Source organism: Mesorhizobium sp. WSM1343 (assembly GCF_055901535.1).
In genome coordinates this window covers 723201-742255 of record NZ_CM148370.1, presented here as the reverse complement: position 1 = coordinate 742255, position 19055 = coordinate 723201, and the positions used below count along the sequence as shown (strand labels likewise).

General features: G+C 63.8%; 17 protein-coding genes. 7 read left to right on the top strand and 10 right to left on the bottom strand.

Going from position 1 to position 19055, the window contains the following annotated elements:
* Positions 1-3 precede the first annotated feature (3 nt).
* Positions 4-1908 (bottom strand): BTAD domain-containing putative transcriptional regulator, encoded by a 1905-nt coding sequence (locus AC0NIL_RS03520; RefSeq protein WP_473572832.1) that lies wholly within the window; start codon positions 1906-1908, stop codon positions 4-6.
* Positions 1909-2027: 119 nt separating this feature from the next.
* On the opposite strand from AC0NIL_RS03520, the gene AC0NIL_RS03515 reads away from it, so the two are divergent.
* Positions 2028-2234 (top strand): hypothetical protein, encoded by a 207-nt coding sequence (locus AC0NIL_RS03515; protein ID WP_275953312.1) that lies wholly within the window; start codon positions 2028-2030, stop codon positions 2232-2234.
* A gap of 179 nt (positions 2235-2413) precedes the next feature.
* On the opposite strand, the gene AC0NIL_RS03510 is transcribed toward AC0NIL_RS03515, so the two are convergent.
* The 6 genes from AC0NIL_RS03510 to AC0NIL_RS03485 all read right to left on the bottom strand — a co-directional run bounded on the left by AC0NIL_RS03510 (position 2414) and on the right by AC0NIL_RS03485 (position 9522).
* Positions 2414-3070, bottom strand: a complete 657-nt coding sequence (locus AC0NIL_RS03510; RefSeq protein ID WP_275953311.1) for a methionine ABC transporter permease — start codon at positions 3068-3070, stop codon at positions 2414-2416.
* Positions 3051-4148, bottom strand: coding sequence for a methionine ABC transporter ATP-binding protein (locus tag AC0NIL_RS03505; RefSeq protein WP_275953310.1), 1098 nt, complete (start codon positions 4146-4148; stop codon positions 3051-3053). Before AC0NIL_RS03505 ends, AC0NIL_RS03510 begins: the two co-directional genes overlap by 20 nt.
* A gap of 91 nt (positions 4149-4239) precedes the next feature.
* On the bottom strand, positions 4240-5094 hold the full coding sequence (locus tag AC0NIL_RS03500; RefSeq protein ID WP_013528557.1) for a MetQ/NlpA family lipoprotein: 855 nt from the start codon (positions 5092-5094) through the stop codon (positions 4240-4242).
* Between the two features lie 243 nt (positions 5095-5337).
* A complete protein-coding gene (locus AC0NIL_RS03495) occupies positions 5338-6825 on the bottom strand; it encodes an aldehyde dehydrogenase (protein ID WP_473572831.1) in 1488 nt (495 codons plus the stop codon).
* Positions 6822-8024 (bottom strand): cytochrome P450, encoded by a 1203-nt coding sequence (locus tag AC0NIL_RS03490; protein ID WP_064992760.1) that lies wholly within the window; start codon positions 8022-8024, stop codon positions 6822-6824. Before AC0NIL_RS03490 ends, AC0NIL_RS03495 begins: the two co-directional genes overlap by 4 nt.
* Before the next feature lie 49 nt (positions 8025-8073).
* Positions 8074-9522 carry an APC family permease gene (locus AC0NIL_RS03485; RefSeq protein WP_064992761.1) on the bottom strand — a complete coding sequence of 483 codons (1449 nt, stop codon included), beginning with the start codon at positions 9520-9522 and terminating at the stop codon, positions 8074-8076.
* A gap of 172 nt (positions 9523-9694) precedes the next feature.
* Here AC0NIL_RS03485 and AC0NIL_RS03480 point away from each other — a divergent pair, with 172 nt between their 5' ends.
* Genes AC0NIL_RS03480 through AC0NIL_RS03455 form a run of 6 tightly spaced genes read left to right on the top strand, consistent with a single transcriptional unit; the run spans position 9695 to position 16125 of the window.
* Positions 9695-10465: an IclR family transcriptional regulator gene (locus tag AC0NIL_RS03480; RefSeq protein WP_064992762.1), complete on the top strand. Its 771-nt coding sequence runs from the start codon at positions 9695-9697 to the stop codon at positions 10463-10465.
* Complete coding sequence (locus AC0NIL_RS03475) at positions 10465-11745, top strand: Tm-1-like ATP-binding domain-containing protein (RefSeq protein WP_064992763.1); 1281 nt, start codon at positions 10465-10467, stop codon at positions 11743-11745. The genes AC0NIL_RS03480 and AC0NIL_RS03475 overlap by 1 nt, the downstream gene beginning before the upstream one ends.
* The gene (locus AC0NIL_RS03470) at positions 11742-12410 is read left to right on the top strand and encodes an HAD family hydrolase (protein ID WP_064992764.1); all 669 of its coding nucleotides are present in this window, start codon (positions 11742-11744) and stop codon (positions 12408-12410) included. Before AC0NIL_RS03475 ends, AC0NIL_RS03470 begins: the two co-directional genes overlap by 4 nt.
* A 19-nt stretch (positions 12411-12429) precedes the next feature.
* Complete coding sequence (locus AC0NIL_RS03465; protein WP_063170913.1) at positions 12430-13779, top strand: aminotransferase class III-fold pyridoxal phosphate-dependent enzyme; 1350 nt, start codon at positions 12430-12432, stop codon at positions 13777-13779.
* A gap of 34 nt (positions 13780-13813) precedes the next feature.
* A complete protein-coding gene (locus tag AC0NIL_RS03460) occupies positions 13814-15106 on the top strand; it encodes an aminotransferase class III-fold pyridoxal phosphate-dependent enzyme (protein WP_064992765.1) in 1293 nt (430 codons plus the stop codon).
* Positions 15103-16125: a phosphotransferase enzyme family protein gene (locus AC0NIL_RS03455; protein ID WP_275953308.1), complete on the top strand. Its 1023-nt coding sequence runs from the start codon at positions 15103-15105 to the stop codon at positions 16123-16125. Before AC0NIL_RS03460 ends, AC0NIL_RS03455 begins: the two co-directional genes overlap by 4 nt.
* A gap of 28 nt (positions 16126-16153) precedes the next feature.
* Here AC0NIL_RS03455 and hpaH read toward each other — a convergent pair whose 3' ends face one another.
* From hpaH to hpaD, 3 genes are all read right to left on the bottom strand, one after another.
* Complete coding sequence (gene hpaH / locus AC0NIL_RS03450; protein WP_473572830.1) at positions 16154-16960, bottom strand: 2-oxo-hept-4-ene-1,7-dioate hydratase; 807 nt, start codon at positions 16958-16960, stop codon at positions 16154-16156.
* Positions 16957-17829, bottom strand: a complete 873-nt coding sequence (locus tag AC0NIL_RS03445) for a fumarylacetoacetate hydrolase family protein (RefSeq protein ID WP_063170917.1) — start codon at positions 17827-17829, stop codon at positions 16957-16959. Before AC0NIL_RS03445 ends, hpaH begins: the two co-directional genes overlap by 4 nt.
* Positions 17830-18064: 235 nt before the next feature.
* Positions 18065-19045 carry a 3,4-dihydroxyphenylacetate 2,3-dioxygenase gene (gene hpaD / locus AC0NIL_RS03440; protein ID WP_473572828.1) on the bottom strand — a complete coding sequence of 327 codons (981 nt, stop codon included), beginning with the start codon at positions 19043-19045 and terminating at the stop codon, positions 18065-18067.
* Between the last annotated feature and the right edge of the window lie 10 nt (positions 19046-19055).

Genomic DNA, 19055 nt, shown 5'->3' with positions numbered 1-19055 from the left:
CATTCATCCATCGGGTATGCCGACAGCAAGCAAGTCTCTCCGAAGATCCTTCAGGATTTTCGGGTTGCGATATGGATCGATCAAGATGGTGCTTACGGTCGCACCTTGCCTTGCCGCCAGACATTGTCTGGCTGCGTGAGCGGCGAGTTGCTCGTCACCCATTCTCCAATGACAGACCGCTAGAAACGCGTGTGCCCAAAATGCATAGGAATTGAGATTCCGGTAGGAGGCTATCGCCTCGGGATACCGTCCGAGAACCAGGAGAACCTGCCCGCGCAGATCCCACAACCAATCGTAATTTAGGGGGTCGCGGGCGATACAGACGTCCAGATCGGCCAAAGCTTCCTCATGCCGACCGAGATAGTTGCGGCACAAAGCCCGGATCGCTCTCGCTCGGCTTTCGTTCGGATTGAGGTTCACAGCCTGTTCGAGATGGAGCAGCGCCTCCTCCAACTCACCCGTGAAGATGAGCGCGTGACCCATCGCCATATGGCTCCATACTTGTTTCGGTCCGAGTTTTAGAGCGCGACGACTGTGGGCAAGAGCGGTCTTGAGCGTGTCTCCGTCCCCCTCAAGCAGCCATTTGACTGTGAGCATGATCGCCATCATTGCATGGGTCGTGGCGACGTTCGGGTCGAGTTCAATCGCTCTGACAAGATAGGGCTCTGCTTCCAGCACCGTGTCGTAGCGAACCATGCGGACACGAGCCTGGAGATACAGATCGTAGGCATCGAGCTGGGAGATGGGAAGCCGCCGGATTTTCTCAACGGCCGAAGTTCGGATCGTGCCGACAACGGTAATGGCGACACTTCTGGCGATCTCGTCCTGGAGTTCAAAAATATCCGTTAGCTCGCGATCAAATCGATCAGCCCAGATTTGATTGCCGGATCTGGCTTCCACGAGTTGCGACGAGATCCTGACTCTGTCTCCCGCACGGCGGATGCTGCCCTGAAGGCGGTAATCGACGGACAACTGCTTCGCGATGGTGGCAGCGTCAGCAAGCCCGTCCTTGAAAACAAAGGAGGAATTGCGGGCTATGAGATGAAGTTCTCCAAATCGGCCCAGTTCGGTGATGATGTCCTCGGTGATCCCGTCACTGAAATACGCCTGGCTGGGGTCGCCGCTCATATTCTCGAACGGAAGAACCGCAATGACCGGCCTGTGGCTTGATGCGTCGCCGGTTTGCGGCTTGGACAGCTCGTCGATGGTCTGCTTCAATAGCTGAAGCTCATCACCGGGCTTCAGGTTCAGCTCGCGCTTCAGCAACAGCTTGCACGCCTCATACTGCTTGATGGCGAGAGCGGTCTGACCCAGGGCGATATGTGCCTGAATCAGTGCGACATGCGATGGCTCTCGCAGCGGATCGAGAGCAACCAGCCGTTCGGCAGTGGCAACGCGCTCGGTGCCGCTCACCGATTCAGCCAGGCGTTCAAACAGATCGATCGCACGCAAGGACAGGTCGGCACGGACTTCACGCAGCCAATCCTCGAAAGCGTTGTCGGACGTGCCCAGACCATCAAGGAAGGGTCCGGTATAGAGGGTGGCGGCCTGTCGAAGCTCGACCGCGTCGCGGCTCCCGCATACAGCCACGAATTCCACCACGTCGATGGTGACGAATTTCGGATTGAGCGCGACACGATCTCCGACCAGGGCCAAGGCATCCGCTCCCAGCTCGGCGAAGTCCTTACGGATAGTGGCCAGGGCCTGCCGCAGACTGTCCCTTGCCTGCTCCTCACCTCGATCGCTCCATAGAAGAGCAGCCAGCTTATGACGCGTCGCCTCCTGGTTCGGCGCTACGGCGAGAATGCCCAGAAGTGCCCTGTTCTTCTTGGCAGGCACTTCCAAGGTTTCCCCCTCGCGGGACGTCAGGCGAAAACCACCCAGGAGATCGAGCCTCGCCAAGCTCATCGCGATTTGCCCGGAATTTCTGCTTTTTCCGCGATTTTCACGAGGCTTTTCACAGCCGTCTCACGCCCCGAATTCGATGGTGCCTCTCGCAACTAAACAACATCTGAGAGGAAACACCAATGTCGGTCGTTGCAGAGGTTCCGGGAAAGGCAGGTGAGACCCTCAAAAAGAAACCGTTGAAGTGGCCGAAGTTTCGTCTGGGCCGGTTCCTGTGCGGCATAACAGAGGCATACGCCTCCGCCACCTGGAAGGCCTACGGCGCGGCCACCGGCCTCGGGGAGAATAACCCCGAGCATCGCCCCGACAACGACGTCGGCAATTACTGAACTCTCTCGCCCAACGCCGTGACGCGGGCGTCACAGCGCGAACCGCATTAGTTGGTGATTGGCGGAAACCCCCTGTGCCTCGTCATCCTCGGGTCTGCGCCGCGTCGCTTCGCGGCTGCTCCGCCCGTGGATGACAAAGTCGGGGAGGCCTCGGCTCATCCGACGCTATGAGCCGACCCTCACCCCCTCCGATCCAGCCTCGCCACCAGACGATCCCCCACCCATTGGATGCCGCAGACCAGGACGATCAGGACTATGACCACTGCGATCATCACCGACGTCTCAAAACGCTGGTAGCCGTAGCGGATGGCGAGGTCGCCGAGGCCGCCGGCGCCGATCGCGCCGGCCATGGCTGACGCACCGATCAGCGTCACCAGCGTCACCGTGAAGCCGGCGACGATGCCGGGCAGGGCTTCTGGCACCAGCACCTCGCGGATGATCGTCCAGCGGTTGCCGCCCATGGCGCGCGCCGCCTCGATCAGCCCGCGATCGACTTCGCGCAGCGACACTTCGGCGATGCGCGCATAATAGGGCGTTGCGGCGATCGACAGCGGCACGATGGCTGCCCATGTGCCGATCGAGGTGCCGACGATCAGCCGCGTCACCGGGATCAGCGCCACCAGAAGGATGATGAAGGGCACCGAGCGGAAGCCGTTGATGATGGCGCCGAGCGCCCGGTTCACCCAAAGGCTTTCGGCAATGCCGCCGCGTTCGGTAGCAATCAGCGCCAGGCCGAGCGGCAGGCCGAAGACCAGCGAGATGAGGCCGGAAGCGGCCGTCATCAGCACTGTCTCCCAGATCGAACGCAGCAGAAGCTCAAACAGGATTGGCGACATGGCCAAGCACCTCCACCCGCGCCTGGCGGGCCTTCAGGAATGTGATGATGTCAGCGAGATGATCTGCATCGCTGCCGGGAACCGACAGGAACAGCGTGCCGACCGGCTGCTGCTGGATATGGTCGATGCCGCCATGGACGAGGCGGAAGGCGCCTGGAACAGCCGTGGCAAGGTCGGACAGCAATGGCCTGCTTGCCGCTTCGCCGGCCACATCCACGCGCAGGATCGTCTCCTCGCCGGGCGCCGGCAACAGCCGGGCCGCCAGTTCGGCTGGCAGCTGCGGCCGGATGGCGCCGAGCAGGCTTTTGGTGATGTCTGATTGTGGGTCGGCAAACACCGACCAGACCGGCCCTTGCTCGACGATGCGTCCGGCGTCGATCACCGCCACGCGGTCGGCGATGGAACGGATCACCTCCATCTCATGGGTGATCAAAAGGATGGTCAGGCCAAGCTGCCGGTTGATGTCCTTGAGCAGTGCGAGGATGGAGCGCGTCGTCTCCGGATCGAGCGCCGAGGTGGCTTCGTCCGACAGGAGCAGCGCCGGGCGCGCGGCAAGCGCCCTGGCGATGCCGACCCGTTGCTTCTGGCCGCCCGACAGCGACGCCGGATAGGCCTTGGCTTTCTCCGACAGGCCGACGAGATCGAGCAGTTCGGCGGCGCGCTTCAGCCTCTCGGCTTTCGGGCGGCCCTCGATCTTCAGCGGCAGCGCCACATTGTCCTCGACGGTCTTGGCCGACAGCAGGTTGAAATGCTGGAAGATCATGCCGATGCGCCGCCGCAGCGGCTGCAGGTCGCGCTCGCCGAGCCGGCTGATCTCGCGGCCCTCGATGAACACCTCGCCGGAGTCAGGCCGTTCCAGCCCGTTCAGGCAGCGGATCAGCGTCGATTTGCCGGCGCCGCTGCGGCCGATGATACCGAGGATCTCGCCCTTGCGCACGGTCAGCGAAATGCCGTCGAGCGCCGCCGTCACACCGAAATGGCGCTTCAGGTCGACAAGGCGCACGACATCCTGAGATGCGTCGGGCCGGGTCTGGGTCGGATCGGCGGTCTTCCCGGATGCCGTGATATGCTGGTTCATGAATATTCCTGTTCCCGAAAACGCAATCGCGGCCCGCGCCTGAGCGCGGACCGCTGTTGCTCTCGAACCGGGCTTCCGGCCGAGGACCGGATCAATAGGCGCTGAGGCCGGTGCCCTTGTAGACCTTGTCGAACTCGGCCTTCACCGCCTCGTTCTGATAGGAAGCCACCAGCGTCTTCACCCAGGCCTCGTTCTCGTTACCGGTCTTCACCGCGATGAAGTTGCGGTAGGGATTGTCGGCGATAGGCTCCTGCGCGATGCGGTTTTCCGGCGACAGGCCGCTTTTCAGCGCCCAGTCGGTGTTGACTACGGCCGCATCGAGATCCTCGACCGAGCGGCCGACGATACCGGCGTCAAGTTCCTTGATCACCACCTTCTTCGCGTTCTCGGCGATGTCGGCGGTGGTGGCCAGAATGCCGGTGCCATCCCTGAGCTTGATCACGCCCTCGTTCTGCAGCACGCGCAGCGCCCGGCCTTCATTGGATGGGTCGTTGGGCACGCCAATGACCGCGCCCTCGGGCAGGTCGGCAACCTTGCTGAACTTCTTAGAGTAGAGGCCGATCGGCCAGACGCCGGTATAGCCGACACGGACGATGTGGTAGCCTTGCGTCTTGATCTGGTTGTCGAGATAGGGCTGGTGCTGGAAGGCGTTGGCGTCGATCTCGCCGCGCTCCAGCGCCTCGTTGGGCTGGGTGTAGTCGTTGAATACCACCGTCTCGATGGCAAGGCCCTTTTCGGCGGCTTGCGCGACGACGACGCGCCAGACGTCCTCGTCCTCGCCGCTGATGATGCCGACCTTGATCGCCTTCTTGTCCTCGGCAAACGACGCATGCGGTGCAATCAGGCTGCCGATCGCGACGACCGAGGCGAACAGCAGAGCAAGGCCACTGCGCCGGTTGACGGTTGACCCAGGGGAAGATGGCAAAGTGTTCTTGAAGTCAGTCATGATTGATCTCTGCGGTTGTGAGTCATGGCAGCGAGGCGGATTGCCTAGCCTTGGTCGCATCCTCAGAAATTCTATCAAGTTTATCAAAGAACGCGTTTCGCCATTCTCGCCAAAGCCGGGAATATCCTCTCAAAATTTTCAAGAGCGTGAGCAAAAGCCGCCGCTTGACCGGCCGCAGCGGATCGCGGCGCGATCTTGCGCGCGTCTGGAGGTCGTCAGATTCTCAGAGAGCTCAGCGTGCCGTCAAAGCGCGATCCAGGCCGTCTTCAGTTCCAAATATTTCTCCAGCGCGTGCAGCGACTTGTCGCGGCCGAAGCCGGACTGCTTGACGCCGCCGAGCGGCACGGTGATGTCGGCGCCGCCATAGGTGTTGACGTGGACGACGCCGGCATTGATGGCGCGCACCATGCGATGCGCGGTGGAGAGATTGGCGGTCCACACCGCGGAGGCAAGCCCGTAGATGGTCGAATTGGCGAGCCGAACCGCCTCCTCCTCGGTCTCGAAGCGCATGACGCCGAGCACCGGCCCGAACACCTCCTCGCGCGCCAACTGCATGTCCTGCATGACATTCTCGAAGATCGTTGGCGCCATGTAGCTGCCACCGGTCTCGGTCAGCATCCGCTGGCCGCCGGTGACGAGACGGGCACCTTCGTCCGTGGCCCTGGCGACGAAACCGAGGTTCTTGTCCAGCTGTTCGGCGCTCGATACCGCGCCGACATCGCTGGTGAGATCAAGCGGATCGCCGACTTTGAGCCGCATGGTTGCCGAGAGCAGTTCGTCCATGAAGCGGTCGTAGACCGCTGACTGGACGAGAAGCCGCGAGCCGGCGACGCAGACCTGGCCGGAATTGCGGAAGATGCCATTGGCCGAGACGACCGCTGTCTGTTTCAGATCCGGGGCGTCGGCAAAGACGATGTTCGGCGACTTGCCGCCGAGTTCGAGGAAGACGCGCTTCAGATTGGAGCGAGCGGAATATTCGAGCAGCCGCCTGCCGACCGGGCCGGAACCGGTGAAGGCGATGGCGTCGACATCCATATGCAGACCGAGCGCCTCGCCGGTGACCGCGCCAAGCCCGGTGACGACGTTGAGCACACCGGCGGGCAAGCCGGCCTCGCTTGCCAGTTCGGCCAGCCGCAGCAGCGTCAGCGAGGCGATCTCCGGCGGCTTGACCACCACGCAATTGCCGGCGGCAAGTGCAGGCGCGATCTTCCAGGCACCGATCATCAGCGGGAAATTCCACGGCACGATGACGCCGACGACGCCGAGCGGCTCCTTGTGGATCAGTCCGAGCACATTCTCGGCCGTCGGTGCTATCTCGCCATAGACCTTGTCGATGGCCTCGGCATAGTAGCGGATGGTGCCTGCCGCCGACAGCGGTTCTGCCTTGTAGGCCATGCCGATCTCGGTGCCGTTGTCGCGCACACCGAGCACGGCGAGCTCATCGGCGTGTTTCTCGACCAGCTCGGCGAATTTCGTCAGCACCTTCTTGCGAAAGGCGGGTGCGGCGCGCGACCACGAGCCCTTCTCGAACGCCTTGCGCGCCGACTTCACGGCGCGGTCGATATCGGCGGCGTTGCCGTCGGCGATGCTGGCGAAAGGTCGGCCGTCGATCGGCGACGTCACCGGCAGGCTTGCGCCGCTTGTTGCCTCGACCTGCACGCCATCGATGAACAGGCCCTGCGCGCCGATCTCCGTCTTGCGCAGCGTTTCGATGGCATTCTGACTGATCATTGGTGACGGACTCCAAGGGAAACATGCAATGTGATTGGCGCGCGGAATTCCCAGCCGCGAAACACCGGTTCCCTGCTCGGCACAAGGCTGAGATCAGGGAAGCGTTGGAGCAACAGCCGCACCGCAAGGCACATCTGCTCGCGTGCGAAGAACCGGCCCGAACAGAAATGATGGCCGAAGCCGAAGGCGGCATGGTTGCCTTCGTTGCGGTTGATGTCGAAGCGGTCGGGATCGGCAAAGCGGCTCTCGTCGCGGCTTGCCGAAGCGACGAGGGCGGCGACGGCAGCGCCGGCCGGGATCGTCACGCCGCCAAGCTCGACTGCCCGCGTCGTCTGCCGCGTCTGCGTGCCGATCGGCGCCACCCAGCGCAGGCCCTCGTCGACCGCCCTCGGCACGAAAGTCTCGGGATCGGCGAGCACCTGCCGCAATTGCTCGGGATGGGCCAGCAGGCCGGCGAGGATCGAGCCGGCGCCATGTCCGGGCTCCTGCATGCCGCCAAGCAGGATGACCTTGATGCTGGGCATCAGAAAGTCGATCGGCCGCGTCGTGCCCTCCGGCATGCCGTCATGCAGCATATGCGACAGCGCCGAGTCATCTGGCTGGCGCGCAAGTCTTTCCAGCGTCGGCAGGATGGCGTCGCCGACCTCGGCACTGGTTGCGTCGGCGATCTCCTGCCGTTTCGGATCGTTCTCGAAATTGATGGCGCCCTGGGCAAGGCCGTAGAACCAGCGGCGCAGCGTCGGCATATCGATGCCGGCAAGGCCGAGCGAGCGCGCCAGGCTGAGCGTCGACACCGGCTCGAAATAATCGGCCATCAGCTCGGCGGAGCCCTGGTTGACGATCCGGTCCAGAAAAGGTTCGGCAATCGACCGCACGAGGTCGCCGGCATAGGCGGCGACGGTGCGCGGCCGGTATTTCGGGTCGACGCCTTGGCGCAGTTGCTTGTGCGTCTCGCCATCGGTGGTCAGGATGGTCGGCTTGCCGAAGGAACGCTCAACTGGTGACGAGCCGACGACGGCGGAGAAGATCTCGGGCGACTTGGCGACGCTCTCGACATCCTTCCAGCGGGTGACGAACCAAAGATTGACCGCCGGCACGAAAGCGACCGGCGCACTGCGCCTGAGCTCTGCATAGATCGGGTAGGGATCGGCTTCCAATGCCTCGACGGTGATATTTTCGGCAAAGCTCAAATCCGCCACTCCCCTTGTGGTGTAAGGGGCGGCGTGGCATGCCGCCCCTTTGCTTTTCTCAATCCTTCAGCGGCTGGCCGAGGTTTTTGAACGCGACCGGATCGCGGCTCTTCAGCGCGCTGGCCAGCAGCAGGCCGACGATCGCGGCGATCAGCACCAGCCCCGGCAGGAACACGCCAAGGAAACCGCCGGCTCCCGACAGGCTGCCGAAATTGATGACGATCAAATAGATGATGATGACGAAGGCGATGAAGGTCAGCCCGGGCAGGATGGTGGTCTTCAGCGCATTCTCGTGGGCCGCCGGGTTGGCGCGGAAGAACATCACCACGGCAAGCGATGCCACCGCCATCATCACGATGACGCCGAGCGTCGCGACATTGGTCAGCCACGAAAACAGCGCCAGCACCGGATCGAGGCCGAGCACGGCGAACAGGCCGACAACGACCGCGGCGAGCACGCTCTGGACGACGGAAGCGACGTGCGGGCTCTGGTGCACCGGATGCGTCACGCCGATCGTCTGCGGCAACAGCTTCTCGCGGCCCGAGACGTAGATATAGCGCGCAACCGCATTGTGGAACGCCAGCACGCCGGCAAACAGGCTCGACACGAACAGGATGCTCATCGCCTGCGAAAGCATCGTGCCGGCGTAGCGGTCGGACAGGCCGAACAGGAAGGTCGTCGGATCCTGCAATCCCTGCAGCGTCGGCAGCAATTTGTCGACACCGGCGCCGACCGCCATCAGCCATGCCGTGAGCATGTAGAAGACGCCGATCAGCACGACCGAAAAATAGGTGGCGCGCGGAATGGTGACCTTTGGGTCGCGGGCTTCCTCGGCATAGATCGTCGTCGCCTCGAAACCGATGAAGGCGGCGAAGCAGAACAGGATGGCGATGGCCGGCGAGCCGCTGACGATCTGGCTCCAGCTGAATGGCGCCGCCGACAGGCCGCTATCGCCGCCGGTCTTGAGGATGGCGATATCGAGGATCAGCACCACAAGATATTCGCACAGCACCAGCACCGTCAGGATCTTGGCGGAGAGGTCGACCTGCCGATAGCCGAGCACGGCGACCAGCGCGATGGCGATGAAGCTCCACACCCACCAGGGCAGGTTGATGCCCCAGCCGGCGAACAGGCCGGCGGTTGCGGCGCCCAGCAGGCCCATGACGCCGATCTGCATGGCGTTGTAGGACAGGATGGCGATCAGCGCCGTGGCGCCGCCGGCCATGCTGCCGAGGCCGCGTGCGGCATAGGCATAGAAGGCGCCGGCATTGCCGACATGGCGTGACATGGCGACATAGCCGACCGCGAACAAAAGCAGCAGCACGGTCACGATGAGATAGGTGCCGGCAAAGCCGGCGCCATTGCCCATCAGCATGCCAAGCGGCGTGCCGCCGGCGACTGCCGTGAGTGGGGCGGCCGCAGAAATCACCATGAAGGTGATGGCGCCGACGCCAAGACTGTTCTTGCGCAGCCTGTTGGCCGGCGCCTGTTCCGAGACTGCTGTCATTGATCCCTCCTGTTTGCAAACCCTTGAGTTCGCCGGCCGAATGGCCTGTCCCATGCACTCTGGTGGTTGGTTCATTATTTGAACCGTTATTTTGAATATAGACTTGCAAACAATGCTGATGCCTGTCAAGTTAATTCACACGTTAAATGATTGTCCGAACCGGGAGGCAAATTTGAGTACGGTCGGAAAAGCGATCTCGCTTCTGGAGCTGTTCAACGTCGACGAGCCCGAGCTCGGCCTGTCCGATCTGGCGCGCCGCTCGGGCTTGGACAAGGCGACGACAAGGCGGCTGCTGGTAGCGCTGGCCGGCCGTGGTTTCGTCGAGCAGGATGCGGGTACGCGGCACTATCGCCTCGGCGCCGGCCTGTCGCGGCTGGCGCGCATCCGCGAGGCGCGCTTTCCCTTCCTGCAGACGGCCGTTCCGCTGGTGCGGGACCTGGCCGCCTCGACGGCCGAGACCGTGCATTTGTCGGAATTCGGCGTCGACAGGCTGGTCACCGTCCATGTCGAGCATCCAGCATGGGCAAACCGGGTCAACATCGACATCGGCCAGTTGCTGCCCCTGCATTCGACCGCGTCGGGCATCGCCTATCTGGCCTTCGCCCGCGACGAGACCGTCAAAGCGTGCCTGGCGGGTTCGCTCGACGCCTTCACGGCCCATACGCTGATCGAGCCGGCCGCCATCTCAAGATCCATGGGCGAGGCGCGCGATCGCGGCTATTCGATCTGCGACCAGGGCTATGAGGAAGGTGTGATCAGCGTCGCGGCGGCAATCCGCGGGGCGGATGGCTTTGCGCTCGGCACCATCGCGGTGGCGGCGCCAAAGGCCAGAACGACGGCGGCCGCGATCACGGAGCGGGGACTTGCCGTGAGGGCGGCGGCACGGGAGATTTCCATGCGCCTCAACGGTGAAAACCTGCAAATCTTGAGGAGGCAGGCCTGATGCCCTCGGAGACAGCACCCCGCATCCTGGTCATCGGCACGGGCGACACAAAGGCCGAAGAGCTGTTGTTCATGAAACAGTGCATCGAGCAGTCGGGCGGCAGCGCCGTGATGATGGATGTCAGTGTGCTCGGCGACCCGCCCTACAGCCCGGACCAGGATAAGCACGCCGTGGCGCGGGCGGTGGATGTGACGATCGCCGAGATCGTTTCGAGCGGTGACGAGAACACCGCCATGACGCTGATGGCCGGCGGCGCCGTGCAACTGGTGCGCAAGCTCCATCAAAACGGCGAGATCGACGCCTTCATCGCCATCGGCGGTTCGATGGGGACAGATCTGGCGCTCGACGTGGCGCTTTGCCTGCCGCTCGGCGTGCCGAAATTCGTCGTCTCGACCATCGCCTATTCGCACCTCATCCCACCCGAGCGCGTCGCGCCCGACCTGATGATGATCCTCTGGGCGGGCGGGCTGTACGGCCTCAACTCGATCTGCAGGCTGGTCCTGTCACAGGCCTGTGGTGCGGTCGTCGGCGCGGCGAAAATCGTGCTGGCGTCGCGCGTGTCGGCGCGAGCAACAGGCCCGACCATCGGCATGACCTCGCTCGGCAGCAGCTGCCTGCGCTACATGAAGACGCTGAAGCCGGCGCTGGAACAGCGCGGCTATGACGTTGCCGTCTTCCACACCACCGGAATGGGCGGCCGCGCCTTCGAATCGATTGCCGGTCAAGACCATTTTTGCGCGGTGTTCGACTTCAGCCTGCAGGAAATCACCAATCATCTCGCGGGCTCAGTCGTCAGTTCCGGCGCCGACCGGCTGGAGAATGCCGGTGCCCGCGGCATTCCGCAGATCGCAGCACCCGGCGCGGTCGACATGGTCGACCTGCCGACCTGGCAGGATTTGCCGGCTAAATTCTCGAAGCGGCCGTTTCACGCCCATAACAGGCTGATCGCTTCGATCACCGTCGATGCCGACGATCGCCGCCAGGTCGCCAGGACCATCGCCGCCAAGCTCGGTGCCGCCAGAGGCCGCTCCGCCTTCATCCTGCCCTCCCAAGGCATCCAGGAATGGGACGTGGAGGGCGAGCCGCTCTATGAGCCGGAAGCCCTGGCCGCCTTCACTGACGAAATTCGCAAGGTCATTCCCGCCGGCGTCGAGTTCCACGAGATCGACGCTCACATCAACAGCGACGACTTCGTCGGCAAGGCGCTCGAGATCTTCGACCGCTGGGTCGAGGAAGGCATCGTCCCGCGCGGCAAGCCGGCCGAGGGAGTGGCGGCGTGAGTGCTGTTCCCGCCCAGGCGCTTGTCCTCGATTTCGGCGGCGTCGTCACCCGCACGCTGTTCGAGACCCACGCCTTGACCGAACAGGCGCTCGGCCTCGCGCCGGGGACGCTGCAATGGCGCGGGCCGTTCGATCCGGGCAGCGATCCGCTGTGGCGCGCCATGCAGGCCGACGAGATCAGCGAGCGTGACTATTGGCGCACACGCACAAGCGAGGTCGGCCGTCTGGTGGGCGAGGACTGGCAGGCTATGGAGACCTTCGTCCGGCGCGCGCGAGGGGCCGAGCCGGAAAAGGTGGTGCGGCCGGAGGCTGACAGCACCATTCGCACGGTGCATGCCGCCGGTTTTCGACTGGCCATCCTGTCCAATGAACTCGACCTGTTCTACGGCGCCGACTTCCGCCAGCGGCTGCCGTTGCTCGGCCTCTTCGATGTGATCATCGACGCCACTTACACCGGCATCCTCAAGCCCGACCCGCGTGCCTATGCCTTCGTCAGCGAGGCGCTCGGCGTGCCGGCCGGCGCTTGCGTCTTCGTCGACGACCAGCGGCGCAATGTCGATGGCGGCTGTGCTGCCGGCATGCGCACGGTGCATTTCGACGTCGCTCGCCCGGCTCATTCCTATGCCGAGGCCCTCGGCCATTTCGACCTCGTCCCAGTTGCCTGAGATTTTTGCGGAGTCCATTATGCGCGACATCAATTTTCTCACCGAAACCAACGCCAAGCCGATCTGGCATCCGATGGCGCATCCGGCCGAGATGCGGGCCAACCCGCCAAAGGTGATCATGAAAGGCGAGGGTGTGATGGTCACCGACATCGCCGGCAACACCGTGCTCGACGCCGTCGGCGGCCTGTGGAACGTCAATCTCGGCTACAGCTGCGACCCGATCAAGAAAGCGATCGCCGACCAGCTTGGCGCGCTGCCCTATTATTCCGGCTTTCGCGGCACCTCGACCGGCCCGTCGATCGAGCTCGCCTACGAACTCTGCGAATGGTTCGAGCCAGAAGGCATGGTGCGGACGTTTTTCACTTCGGGCGGCTCGGATTCGGTCGAAACGGCACTTCGGCTGGCGCGGCAGTACTGGAAGATCCGTGGCCAGGCCGACCGCACCAAATTCATCGCCTTGAAGAAAGGCTATCACGGCACGCATTTCGGCGGCGCGTCGGTCAACGGCAATGCCAATTTCCGCCGCAACTACGAGCCGCTGCTGCCGGGCGTCTTCCACATTCCCGCGCCCTGGACCTTCCGCAACCCGTTCGACGAGACCGACCCAGTGCGGCTGGCAAAACTCTGCGCCAAGGCGCTGGAGGACGAAATCGCCTTCCAGGGTGGCGACACCATCGCCGCGTTCATCATGGAGCCGGTTCTCGGCGCCGGCGGCGTTATTGTTCCGCATGAGAGCTTCATGCCGCTGGTGCGCGAGATCTGCGACCGCCACGAGATCCTTTTGATCGCCGATGAAGTTGTCACCGGCTTCGGCCGCACCGGCGCATGGTCGGGTTCGCGTCTGTCCGGCGTGAAGCCCGATTTCATGACCATCGCCAAGGCGATCACTTCGGGTTATTTCCCGCTCGGCGCCACTTTGATCGGCGCCAAGGTCGCCGATGTCTTCGAGGCCGACAAGACCAGCTTCGGCGCCATCGGCCACGGCTATACCTATTCCGGCCATCCTGTCGGCTGCGCCGCGGGTCTGGCGGCGCTTGCCGAGACCAAACGGCTTCGCCTGAACGAAAACGCCGCCGCGCGCGGCGTCGAACTCGCAGCCGTGCTGGAGGGGCTGAAGGCGAAGCATGCGATCGTCGGCGATGTCCGGTACAAGGGCCTGATGGCGGCACTGGAGCTGGTCTCGGACCGCGCGACGAAAAAGCCCGCCGACAAGAAGACTATGGCATTGGTTTCGGAGGCGGCCTACGAGGCCGGCGTCATGCTGCGCGTCTCCGGTAACGCCATCATCCTGTCGCCGCCGCTTATCGTCAGCGCCGCGGATGTCGCGAGGATCGGCGAAGCATTGGATGCAGGCCTGTCGAAGGTCTGACGGTTTATTGGAGAGAACGGAGTTTCGAGACGCAATGACTCAACCGCAAGAAGCGCTGGTTAGCCGGCGCTCGCGCCTGCTCGGTGCGAAATCGCAATTGTTCTATGACGAGCCCGTGCACCTGGTGCGCGGCGAAGGCGTCTGGCTCTACGATGCCGACGGCCGCAAATATCTCGACGCGTACAACAATGTCGCCCATGTCGGCCACTGCCACCCCTATGTGGTCGAGGCCCTGTGCCGGCAGGCAAGCCTGCTCAACACCCACACGCGCTATCTGCACACCGCCATCCTCGACTATGTCGAGCGGCTGACCGCGACCTTCGATGCCAGCCTGTCGACCGCCATCCTGACCTGCACCGGCAGCGAGGCCAACGACATCGCGCTGCGCATGGCGCAGGCCGCCACCGGCCGCATGGGTATCATCGCCACCGACGCCACCTATCATGGCAACACCGCGGCGGTTTCGCAGCTCAGCACCCGCATGCCGCCGGTCGGCGGCCGCGCCCGCAATGTCAGGCTGGTGCCGGCGCCTGACAGCTATCGCCATCCGGATGCGATGGCCAACGGCAAAGCCTTTGGCGACGCGGTGCGCGAAGCCATCGCCGCGCTGGCAAAGGACGGTATCGGCCTGTCCGGCATCATCCTTTGTCCGCTGCTCGCCAATGAAGGCTTTCCGACGCTCCCATCCGGCTTTTTCGACGACGCGATGCGCGCGGTGCGTGACGCCGGCGGACTGGTCATCGCCGACGAGGTGCAGCCTGGTTTCGGCCGCACCGGCAGTCATTTCTGGGGTCACCAGCGCGCCGGCTTCGTTCCCGACATCGTCACCATGGGCAAGCCGATGGGCAACGGCCATCCAATCGCCGCCGTGGTCACATCAAGGGAGATATTGGCGACCTTCCGCAACGCCTTCCGTTATTTCAACACCTTCGGCGGCAATCCGGTTTCCTGCGCGGTGGCCAATGCCGTTCTCGACGTCATCGAGCAGGAAGATCTCGTTGCCAACGCGCGTGACGTCGGCGCCTATGCACTCAACCTGCTGCGCCCGCTCGCCGATCGCCATGAATGTATCGGCGAGGTCAGGGGCGCTGGCCTGTTCTTCGGCGCCGAACTGGTTCACGACCGCAAGACGCGCGAACCGGCGCCCGACATTGCCGAGCAGGTCGCCAACCGGATGCGCCAGCGCGGCGTGCTGATGGGCAAGACCGGCATCCACGGCAATGTGTTGAAGATCCGCCCGCCAATGCCGTTCTCCCGCGACAATGCCGACTTCCTGATCGGCGTCCTCGACGAAGTGCTTGGCGAAGTCCGCGGAGTGAAGGCGTGAGCGCAGTCTCCGCGCAATCCGAACCCGAGACGGCAGCCGATGTCACGGCGCTGGCCAGGCGCGCGCTCGCCCATTGGGGCATTGATGAGGGTGAGCCGGAGCTGCTGAAATTCCGCGAGAACGCGGTCTTCCGGATCCGTCTGCCCGATGGCCAGCCGGCCGCCATGCGCATTCACCGGCTTGGCTATCACACGGACGCCGCCCTGCGCTCGGAACTGCAATGGATGGGTTTTCTGCAATCGGCCGGCATCGCCACGCCATCTGCGGTCGCCACGCCGGCTGGCGATCTGTTCGTGCTTGTCAGCGCGAATGCCTCAATGCAACCCCGGCAAGTCGATTGCCTGAGCTGGCTGGAAGGCCGCGCCGTCGGCGCGCGAGGCGTGCCGCTGGATTTTACGCCCGAGCAGGCAAGACAGATCTTTACCGAGATCGGGCGAACCATCGCCCACATGCACAATGTCACAGCAGCCTGGACGCCTCCGTCCGGCTTTGCCCGCCATGCCTGGGATTTCGACGGCTTCTTCGGCGCGAACCCGAATTGGGGGCGTTTCGAGACCTCGCCCTTCCTCGACGGTCCTCGCCGCGAACTGGTTTTGCGGGCGCGCGAAAAGGCCGTGCGCGCGCTATTGAGGTATGAACGCAGTGCCCGCAATTTCGGCATCATCCACGCCGACCTGGTGCGCGAGAATGTGCTCGTCCATGATGGTGCGATCCGCATCATCGACTTCGACGATTGCGGCCATGGCTGGCACATGTACGACCTTGCCGTCGCGCTTTACCAGAACCGCGATGAGGCGATCTATCCGCTGATCGAGGCCGCTTTGCTCAAGGGCTATCGGCAGGAGCGCGAACTGACGGCGCGCGACATCGCCGCGCTGCCGCTGTTTTCTGCCTTGCGGGCCTTCGCCTTCCTCGGCTGGGTGCAGAGCCGCGTCGAAGGCGACATCACCAGGGAGGTCGGCTTGCGCATGTCGGCCATCGCAGCCGATGTGGTGATTGCCTATCTGCATGGCGAATAGGGCCGATTGATAAGAACTGGCGGAACCGTCAGCCCTTCGCGAAATGGATGCTGACCGTGCCCGAACTGCCGAAATCGGCGACGATCGTGTCGCCGGGTCGCGCCTCGACCGGACGCACGAACGACCCGGAGAGAACGACCTCGCCGGCAGCGATCGACATGCCGTAGCGGGCGAGCCTGTCGGCCAGCCAGGCAATGCCCATCGCCGGATGGTTGAGCACGCCGGCGCCAAGCCCGGTCTCCTCGACCTCGGCATTGCGCGAAACGATGGCGCCGATCCAGCGCATGTCGGTCTCATCAGGCCGCTGCGGCCGGCCGCCGATGACGATGCCGGCATTGGCGGCATTGTCCGAAATGGTGTCGAAGAAGGTACGCGCCTTCTTCGTCTCCGCATTGACGCGCTCGATGCGCGTATCGAGGATTTCGAGCGCCGGCGTGATGTAGTCGGTGGCGTTGAACACGTCGAAGATCGTCACGCCGGGGCCTTTCAGCGGCGCCTTCATGATGAAGGCGATCTCGGCCTCGACGCGCGGCTGGATAAAGCGGCCGGCGGGAATGGTCGCGCCACCGTCGAAGAACATGTCGTCGAACAGCACGCCCGAATCCGGCGTGTCGATGGCGAGCGCATATTGCATCGCCTTGGAGGTCAGGCCGATCTTCCAGCCCTTCGGCTTCAGCCCGGCATCGATCTTGCGCGTCACCAGCGCTGCCTGCACGCGATAGGCATCCTCCATCGTCGCCTCGGGAAAATCGAGGCTGAGCAGCCGGATCTGCTTGCGCGAACGCTCGGCCTCGAACAGCCGTGCCGCGGCGTCTTCCACTTGCTCCGGGGTCATGCTGCTTCCTCGTCGACGACGCTGTTGCGCAGCACGCCGATGCCGTCTGCCTCGACCTCGATGACGTCGCCGGGCTTCAGCCAGATCGGCGGCTCGAAGCGGGCGCCGGCGCCCGTCGGCGTGCCGGTGACGATGATGTCGCCCGGCACCAGCGTGGTGAAGGTCGAGACATAGGCGATAATCTTGCGAAACGAGAAGATCATCCGGCTGGTGCGGTCCTGCTGGCGGATTTCGCCATTGACGCGGGTGGTCAGCGCGATGTCGGCGATCTGCGCCTCGTGGGTGAACGGCACCAGCCAAGGGCCGATCGAGCCGGTGCGGTCGAAATTCTTGCCTTGCGTGACGTTGAACTTGGCATGCCGCACCCAGTCGCGGATGGTGCCTTCATTGCACAGCGACAGTGCCGCAATATGGCTGAGCGCGTTGGCCTCGGCAATGCGCCGTCCCGCCTTGCCGATGACGATGACGATTTCGCCCTCATAGTCGAGCTGCGGGGATTCCGGCGGCCGCACCAGCGGCGCGCCATGGCCGACGAAGGAGCGGGGAAAACGGACGAACAGCGACGGATTCGAGGGTGCTGCCTGGCCGTCCTTGTACTCCTCGTTGCGGTCTGGATAGTTGACGCCGACGCAGATGATCTTTTCCGGCGAAGGGATCGGAATTTCGTAGGCAATGGCGTCGAGCGGGAAATCGACTGGGAAGGCCTCTGCCTCTTCCGCCAGCCGCCGCAAGGCGCCGGCCTCGATCACCTCCCGCAGCGTCGGCCACTGGCCGTGGCGCGCCGACAGGTCGACGACACCCTTGCTGGTGACCGCGCCATAGCGCGCCTTGCCGCCGACGGTGAAGGTGGCGAGCCGTGCGTGGTTCATGCTGCGGCTCCGGCGATGGTGGTGGGCGAGGTTGGAGCTCTACGGCGCCCCCCTCTGTCCTGCCGGACATCTCCCCCTCCTGGGGGGAGATCGGATGTCATCTCTGCCTTCGCCAATTTCCAACGCTGCAAGAGAGGCGCTGACCATGGGCCTAGCCAATCTCCCCCCTTGAGGGGGAGATGTCCGGCAAGACAGAGGGGGGCGCGAAGGAACGCTGACATCGATTAGAATCCACTCACGGCGCAATGATCGGCGAAGCCGCCAAATCCGGCTGGCGCGCCTCCGCCCCGGCAAACGCACTGCCCTCCTCGAACCAGCTTTTCGGCGCCGGTGCGCCCCACAGCGTCTGGCGCTGCGGGTCCTTGAGGTCCCACTTGATCGGCTCCAGGTCCGGATCGACTGTCTGGTAGTCCGAACAGTAGATCTCGATACGGTGGTTGTCCGGATCACGGACATAGAGGAAGAAGGCGTTGGAGATGCCGTGCCGACCAGGGCCGCGTTCGATGTTCGGCAAATAGCCCGTGGTCGCCATCAGGTCGAGCAGGTCGATGATGTTGAGCGGCGTCGGCACCCAGAAGGCAACATGATGCAGGCGCGGGCCGATGCCGTTGGTGAACGCGATGTCGTGGACGCCGCCCTTGCGGTGCGTCCAAGCTGCCCAAAGCTTCCCGGTTGCGGCATCCTCGGTGTATTCGGTGACGCGAAAACCGAGCTCGTTGTAGAAGGCGACGGACTCGTCGACATTGGGCGAGAAGCAGTTGAAGTGGTCGATGCGCAGCGGCTTGACGCCCTTGTAGAGCGCATATTTCTGATGGATGGGCGGCAGCCTTTCCATCTGGGCATAGAACTCCAGCGGAATCCCGTGCGGGTCGCGCGTCCGAAAAGTGCGCGACTGGTAGGGCCGCTCGACCCATTCCACCGGCAGGCCCTTGCCCTTGAAGAAATACTCGGCCTTGTCGAGGTCCTCGTCCGAAAAGACCTTGAAGCCGAGATCGCGCGCTTCCGGCATCGTCGCCTTGCGCAGCACGATGCAGTGATGGCCACGTTCCTCCATGGCGCGCAGGTAGATGGCGCCTGATGTCTCGTCGGTAACCTGCAGGCCGAGCGTGTCGACATAGAAGGCGCGGGATTTGGCGAGGTCGGTGACAGCCAACTCGACATCGCTGAGGCGCACGATGTTGAAGGCGGGGTGGAGATTGGGTTTGGGCAAGGGCATCCGATTTCCT